Raw genomic sequence first — 8,397 nt, 5'->3', positions numbered from 1 at the left:
GGCTTCGGCGTCTCCACGCTCCTCGAACTCGGCCCCGACTCCGTGCTGACCGCCATGGCGCACGAGGCGCTCACCGACCCCGCCGCCCAGAGCGGCCTGGTCGCGGCCCTGCGCAAGGACCGCCCGGAGACCGACACGTTCCTGACCGCCCTCGCCAAGGCGCACGTCCGCGGCGTGGCCGTCGACTGGGCGCCGCTGTACGCGCCTGTCGCGTCCCGCCGCCGTGTCGACCTGCCCACGTACGCCTTCCAGCGGCGGCGCTACTGGCCGCGCCCCGCCGTTCCCGGCGCCGGTGACGCCCGGGCCACCGGACTGCACCCGGCGGACCACCCGCTGTTCGGCGCCGCCGTGGCCCTCGCCGACATGGACGGCTACCTGTTCACCGGCGGGCTCTCGCTCGCGTCCCACCCCTGGCTCGCGGGCCACGCCCTCGGCGGCACGGTCCTGCTGCCCGCCACCGCCTACGTCGAACTGGCCCTGCACGCCGGACACCGCGTCGGCTGCGCCCACCTGGAGGAGCTGACGCTCCAGGCGCCCCTCGTCCTGCCCGAGCGCGGCGCCGTGCAGCTCCAGCTCGCCGTGGGCGCCGCCGACGCCCTCGGCCGCCGCCCGGTGAACCTCTACTCGCGGCCCCAGAGCGCCGCCGCCGACGACCTGTGGTCCGACGAGCCCTGGCTGCGCCACGCCACCGGCACCCTCGCCCCGGCCCCGGCCGCCGCCCGGGAAGCCGACGCCGACCTGGCCCAGTGGCCGCCCGCGGGCGCCGAACCCGCCGACACAGAGACGCTGTACGACAGCCTCGCCGCCGCCGGGTTCCGCTACGGCCCGGCCTTCCAGGGCCTGCGGTCCGTGTGGCGGCGCGACGGCGAGCTGTTCGCCGAGGTGGCGCTGCCGGAGGAGGAGCGGGACGGGGCCGACGCGTACGGCCTGCACCCGGCGCTCCTCGACGCCGCGCTGCACCCGCTCGGCCTCGGCACCTTCGTGTCCGACACCGAGCAGGGCCGCATGCCCTTCTCCTGGACCGGCGTGACGCTGCACGCCACCGGCGCGTCCGCGCTGCGGGTCCGCCTCACCGCCGCCGGAACCGACGGCGTGGCCCTCACCGTCACCGACACCCAGGGCGCCCCGGTCGCCACCGTCGACTCGCTCGTCCTGCGGCCCATCGCCGCACCCGAGGCGGACACGGGGCACGGCGCCCACCACGACGCGCTGTTCCGCGTCGACTGGACCGTGGTGCCCGCCCCTGCCCCGGCGACCGGTGGCGTCCACGCCGTCCTGGGCGCGGACGCGCTCGGGGTGCGGGCCGCCCTGGAGGGTGCCGGTGCGGAGGTGGCGGCGTACGCGGACGTGGCGGCGCTCGCCGCAGCGGTCGGCGACGGCGCCCCCGCCCCCGAGTGCGTATTCGTGACCAGCGCGGGCGCGGAGGGCGACGGCGACACCGCCACGGCGGTACGGACGTCCCTGTACGACACCCTCGCGACCGTGGGGGAGTGGCTGTCGTACGAGGGCGGCGAGGACGCCCGCCTGGTGGTGGTGACGCGCGGTGCCGTGGGCGTGGGCTCCGGTGACGTGGTCTCGGCCTCCGGTCTGGTCGACGCCCCGGTATGGGGCCTGATCCGCTCGGCACAGTCCGAGAACCCCGGCCGCCTCACCCTCGTCGACGTCGACGGCTCGGCGGCCGCCCTGGCACAGCTCCCCACCCTGCCCGCGCTGGACGAGCCGCAGCTCGCCGTGCGCGGCGACGTGCTCCGCGCGCCGCGCCTGGTACGCGCCGGCGGCGGCGTGCTCCCGGCCCCGGCGGGGGAGTCCTGGCACCTGGGCGTGACGGGCAAGGGCACCCTGGAGAACCTGGCGCTCCTGCCCGGCACGGACGACGCCGAGGTGTCCGGGACCCGCCCGCTCGGCGCGGGCGAGGTGCGCGTCGCGGTCCGCGCGGCGGGCATGAACTTCCGTGACGTACTGATCGCGTTGGGCATGTACCCGGGGGACGCGGTCATGGGCACCGAGGGTGCCGGTGTCGTCGTCGAGGTCGGCGCCGACGTGACGGACCTGACCGTGGGGGACCGCGTCCTCGGCTTGCTGGAGGCGGGCTTCGGCCCGCTGGCGGTCGCGGACGCGCGTCTGGTGGCCCGCATTCCGGAGGGCTGGTCGTTCGCGCGGGCGGCGTCGGTGCCGACGGTGTTCCTGACGGCGTACTACGCGCTGCGGGACCTGGCGGACCTCCAGGCGGGTGAGTCGGTGCTGGTGCACGCGGCCGCCGGTGGTGTGGGCATGGCCGCGGTGCAGCTCGCCCGGCACTTCGGGGCCGAGGTGTACGGCACCGCCAGCGCCGGGAAGTGGGACGTACTGCGGGACCTCGGCATCCCGGACGCGCGGATCGCCTCGTCCCGGACGCTGGACTTCGAGGCGTCGGTCCTCGACGACACCGCGGGCCGGGGCGTGGACGTGGTGCTCAACTCCCTGGCGCGGGAGTTCGTGGACGCGTCGCTGCGGCTGCTGCCGCGCGGCGGGCGGTTCGTGGAGATGGGCAAGACCGACCTCCGCGACCCGGACGCCGTCGCGGCCGAGCACGACGGAGTCACGTACCGGAGCTTCGACCTGATCGACGCGGGACGCGACCGGATCAAGGAGATGCTGGCGGAGGTGCTCTCGCTGTTCGAGCGGGGTGTCCTTGAGCCGCTGCCGGTCACGGCCTGGGACGTGCGCCGGGCCCCGGAGGCCTTCCGCTACCTGAGCCAGGCCCGGCATGTGGGCAAGGTGGTGCTGACGCTGCCGCCGCGCTTCGACGGCCAGGGCACGGTTCTGGTCACCGGCGCGCTGGGCGGTCTGGGGCGGGTGGTGGCCCGGCATCTGGCCGGTGAGCACGGCGTACGGGATCTGCTGCTGGTCTCGCGGCGGGGTGAGCAGGCCCCGGGGGCGGAGCAGGTGCGGGCCGAGCTGGAGGAGCTGGGCGCGCGGGTGACGATCGCCGCGTGCGACGTCTCCGACCGTGAGGCCGTGGCTGCGCTGATCGAGGGCGTACGGACCGACCTGCGTGCCGTGGTGCATGTGGCGGGTGTCGTCGATGACGGCGTGCTCACCTCGCTCACCCCCGAACGGCTGGACACGGTGCTGCGGCCGAAGGTGGACGCGGCGGTCCATCTGCACGAGCTGACCGCGGACCTGGACCTGTCGGCGTTCGTGCTGTTCTCCTCGGCCGCCGGTGTGCTGGGCAGCGCGGGACAGGCCAACTACGCCGCGGCCAACGCCTTCCTGGACGCCTTGGCCCAGCACCGGCGCGCCCAGGGCCTGGCCGCGACCTCGTTGGCCTGGGGGTTGTGGGCCGACCAGGGCGGCATGGCCGGAGCCCTCGCCGAGGGGGACATCGACCGGATGAACCGGGCGGGCGTGGCGGCCCTGTCCGCCGCGGAGGGCCTGGCCCTGCTCGACGCGTCCCTGGCGCAGCCCGACGGCGCCCTGGTGCCGATGAAACTGGACACCGGCGTGCTCCGGGAGCAGTTCGGCGCCGAGGTGCCGCCGCTGTTCCGCGGCCTCGTCCGCGGCCCGGTCCGCGAGGCCGCCGCCGCCCAGGCGGGCCCGGCGGACGCGGGGCGGGCGCCGCTGGCGGAGCGGTTGGCGGGGCTCGGCGCCGAGGAGCGCGAGCAGGCCCTCGTCGACCTGGTGCGCGCCGACGTGGCCGCCGTGCTCGGCTACCCGTCGCCGGAGTCGGTGGACGCCGCCAAGGCGTTCAAGGAGCTGGGCTTCGACTCGCTCACCTCCGTCGAACTGCGCAACCGCCTCAACGCCGCCACCGCCCTGCGGCTGCCCGCCAGCCTGGTCTTCGACTACCCCACGCCCGTCGCGCTGGCCGCCCACCTGGGGACGGAACTGCTCGGCGCGCTGCCGGAGGCCGCCGCCCCGGCCGCCGCCGCGAGCGGCGCGGCCGTCAACGGCGTCCAGGACGAGCCCGTCGCCGTCGTCGCCATGAGCTGCCGCTACCCGGGCGGCGTCCGCTCGCCCGAGGACCTGTGGCGCCTGGTGTTCGCGGGCGAGGACGGCCTGACCGGCTTCCCCGGCAACCGCGGCTGGGACGTCACCGCCCCGGCGGACCTCGACGGCGGTACGGAATCCGGTACGGACGGCGACGCGGGCGCGGCCTACGTCACGACCGGCGCCTTCCTGCACGACGCCGACCAGTTCGACGCCGACTTCTTCGGCATCAACCCGCGCGAGGCCCTCGCCATGGACCCGCAGCAGCGGCTCCTCCTGGAAACCTCCTGGGAGGCGTTCGAGCGCGCCGGCATCGTCCCCGCGACGGTGCGCGGCAGCGACACCGGCGTGTTCGTCGGCCTGTCCACCCAGGGCTACTCGACCACGCTGCACGGCACCGAAGGCGTCGAGGGCTACGTCATGACCGGCGACGCCGCGAGCGTCGCCTCCGGCCGCCTGTCGTACTCCTTCGGCTTCGAGGGCCCGGCCGTGACCGTGGACACCGCCTGCTCGTCCTCCCTCGTCGCGCTGCACCTCGCGGTGCGGGCGCTGCGCCAGGGCGAGTGCGCGCTGGCCCTCGCGGGCGGCGCGGCGGTGATGCCGACCCCCACCTCGTTCGCCGAGTTCAGCCGCCAGCGCGGGCTCGCCCCCGACGGCCGCTGCAAGTCGTTCGCCGCGGCGGCCGACGGCACCGGCTGGGGCGAGGGCGTCGGCATGCTCCTGCTCGAGCGGCTCTCCGACGCGCGTCGCAACGGCCACCAGGTCCTCGCCGTGATCCGCGGCACCGCCATCAACCAGGACGGCGCCAGCAACGGCCTCACCGCCCCCAACGGCCCCTCCCAGCAGCGCGTCATCCGCGCCGCCCTCACCGACGCCCGCCTGACTCCCGCCGACGTCGACGCGGTCGAGGCGCACGGCACCGGCACCACGCTCGGCGACCCCATCGAGGCCCAGGCCCTCATCGCCACCTACGGCAAGGCGCACACCGACGACCGGCCCCTGTGGCTCGGCTCGCTGAAGTCGAACATCGCCCACACCCAGGCCGCCGCCGGCGTCGGCGGCGTCATCAAGACGGTCATGGCGATGCGGCACCACGTCCTGCCGCGGACCCTGCACGTCGACGCCCCCACGCCCGAGGTCGACTGGGCCGGCGGGGGAGTGGAGCTGCTCACCGAGAACCGCGACTGGACCGCGCGCCCGGACGGCGCCCCGCGCCGCGCGGGCGTCTCCTCCTTCGGCATCAGCGGCACCAACGCCCACGTCATCGTGGAGGAGGCCGCCGAGTCCACTCAGCCCGCACCTGCCGCGCCCGCCCCCGCGTCCGCCGCGCCCGAGGCCCCGGCGGTGGCCCCCGGCCTGATCCCCCTGCCCCTGTCGGGCAAGACCCCGCAGGCCCTGCGCGACCAGGCCACCCGGCTGCGGGAGCACCTGCTCGCGCACCCCGGCCTCGAACCCGCCGACGTGGGCCGGTCCCTGGCCGTGGCCCGGTCGCGGTTCGAGCACCGGGGCGTCGCCCTGGGCGCCGACCGCGCGGAACTCCTCGCCGCCCTGAAGCGGCTGGCCCAGGGCGCCACGGACGCGCCGGGCGTCGTCGCGGGCCGCACCGTCGGCGGCACGGTCCGGCCGGTGTTCGTCTTCCCCGGCCAGGGCTCGCAGTGGGCCGGAATGGCCCGCGAACTCCTCGCACAGAGCCCGGTGTTCGCCGCCCGGATGAGCGCATGCGCCGAGGCGCTGTCCGCGTACGTCGACTGGGACCTGACCGAGGAGCTGAGCGGCGAGAACTTCGACCGCGTCGACGTCGTCCAGCCCGTCCTGTTCGCCGTCATGGTGTCCCTCGCCGCCGTCTGGCGCGCGGCCGGCGTCGAGCCCGCCGCCGTCGTCGGCCACAGCCAGGGCGAGATCGCCGCCGCCTGCGTCGCGGGCGCCCTGACCCTGGACGACGCCGCCCGCGTCGTGGCCCTGCGCAGCCGGGCCCTCCGCGACCTGTCCGGCAAGGGCGGCATGGTCTCCCTCGTCCTGCCCCGGGACGAGGCCGAGGAACTCCTCGCGGGCTGGGACGGCCGCATCGAGACCGCCGCCGTCAACGGCCCCTCCCAGCGCGTCGTCTCCGGCGACCCGAAGGACCTGGAGGACCTGGTCGCCCACTGCGCCGCCCTCGACATCAGGGCCCGCACCATCCCCGTCGACTACGCCTCCCACTCCTCGTACGTCGAGCAGATCGAGACGCGGATCCTGGATGCCCTCGCGGGCGTGTCCCCGCGGGCCGCGCAGGTCCCGCTGTACTCGACCCTCACGGGGACCTGGCTGGACGCCGACACCCCCATGGACGCGGGCTACTGGTACCGCAACCTGCGCCACACCGTGCTCTTCGAGCAGGCCACCCGCGGCCTGCTCGAAGAGGGCCACGGCCTGTTCCTGGAGATGAGCCCGCACCCGGTGCTCACCGTGCCGGTGCAGGAGACCATCGACTCCACGGCCGTCACCCACTCCGCGCAGGCCCCGGGCACCGGCGCCGCCGCGCTCGGCTCCCTGCGCCGCGACGAGGGCGGCGCCGACCGGCTCCTCGCCTCGCTCGCCGCCGCCCACGTCCACGGTGTCGAACTCGACTGGCAGGCGCTGTTCCCCGGCGCCCGCACCACCCTCGACCTGCCCACCTACGCCTTCCAGCACCGGCGCTACTGGCCCGAGCCCGCCCCGGCCGGCACCGGCGACGTCGCGTCCGCCGGTCTCGACGCCGCCGGGCACCCGCTGCTCGGGGCCCGCGTGGACCTCGCCGACGGCGACCAGTACGTCCTCACCGGACGGCTCTCCCGGCGCACCCACCCCTGGCTCGCCGACCACGCCGTGGGCGACACCGTGCTCCTGCCCGGCACCGCGTACGTGGAGATGGCGCTGCGCGCCGGGGACGAGGCCGGGTGCGGCCTCGTCGAGGAACTGACCCTCCAGGCGCCGCTCGTCGTCACCGGCGACGACACCCACGCCCTCCAGGTGTGGGTCGGCGCCCCCGACACCACGGGACGCCGCCCGCTGACGGTCTCCTCGCGGCCCCAGGGCAGCGACACCCCCTGGACGCGGCACGCCACCGGCACCCTCCACCCGGAACCGGACACGGTGAACACGGTCGGCACGGCGGAGACGGCGGAGACGGCGGGGGCACCGCTGGCCGTGTGGCCGCCCGAGGGCGCCGAGGCCGTGGACCTCGACGGGTTCTACGACCGCCTCGCCGACGGCGGCCTCTCCTACGGCCCGGCCTTCCAGGGCCTGCGCGCCGCCTGGCGGGACCCCGCGGGCGACGCCGTCTACGCCGAGGTCGAGCTGGACGAGAGCGCCCACCGGGATGCCCGCGCGTTCGGCGTGCACCCCGCGCTCCTCGACGCCGCCCTGCACACCGTGGCCCTCGCCCCCTTCGCGGAGGCCGACGGCGTACGGCTGCCGTTCGCGTGGAGCGGCGTCTCACTGGCCGCGCAGGGCGCCACCGTGCTCCGGGTCCGGGCCCGCCCGGCCGCCACCGGGGGCGTGGCTCTGCTCCTCGCCGACGACACCGGCGCCCCGGTCGCCCGCGCCGACTCCCTCGAACTGCGCCCGGTCGCCCCCGACCAGCTCCGCGCGGCCGCCGGCGGCGGACACCGCGACGCGCTGTTCGCCGTCGAGTGGACGCCGCTGCCCGCGGGCACGGCCGACCCGGCCGGCACCACCTGGGCGACGGTCGGCCCCGACCCCCTGGGCGTGGGCGCCCGGCTCGCCGCGTCCGGCGCCACCGTGGCCGCCTACGCCGACACCGACGCGCTGACCGCGGCCCTCGACGCCGGGGCCGCCGCGCCCGACACGGTCCTCGTCACCTTCGCCCCCGGCCCGGACGCCGACGCCTTGCTGCCCGAGGCGGCCCGTACCGCCCTGCACCAGGCGCTCGCCCTGCTCCAGACCTGGCAGGCCGACCCGCGCCTCGCCGCCGCCCGCCCGGTCCTCGTGACCCGCGGCGCGGTGGCCACCGACGGCGGCGACGTGCCCGACCTGACGCACGCCGCGCTGTGGGGCCTGGCCCGCTCGGCCCGCTCCGAGCAGGCGGGCGGCCCCGGCACGGCCGGACCGGTCCTGCTCGACCTGGACCCGGGCGCGGCCGACTCCGACGCGGCGGACACCGGGCCGCTGGCGTACGGACTCTCCCTGGACGAGCCGCAGATAGCGCTCCGCGACGGCGTGCTCCACGCGCCGCGCCTGGTGCCCGCCGCCGTCACCGCCGCGCCCGTCCGCACGCCCGACCCTGAAGGCACCGTCCTCGTCACCGGCGCCACCGGCACCCTGGGCGCGCTCGTCGCCCGCCACCTGGCGGCCGAGCACGGCGCCCGCCACCTGCTCCTGACCAGCCGCCGCGGCCCGGACGCCCCCGGCGCCGCCGCCCTCGTCGCCGACATCGAAGCGCTCGGCGCC

At 76.9% G+C, this 8,397-nt stretch carries 1 protein-coding gene; it reads left to right on the top strand.

Going from position 1 to position 8,397, the window contains the following annotated elements; genetic code table 11:
• Nucleotides 1-8,397, top strand: an 8,397-nt coding sequence (locus tag IE330_RS39810; protein WP_190140517.1) for a type I polyketide synthase, incomplete at both ends; no start/stop codon positions are given.

This window comes from Streptomyces longispororuber, from assembly GCF_014656095.1.
Taxonomy (GTDB): Bacteria; Actinomycetota; Actinomycetes; order Streptomycetales; family Streptomycetaceae; genus Streptomyces; species Streptomyces longispororuber.
This window is presented reverse-complemented; position numbering and strand designations above follow the sequence as displayed.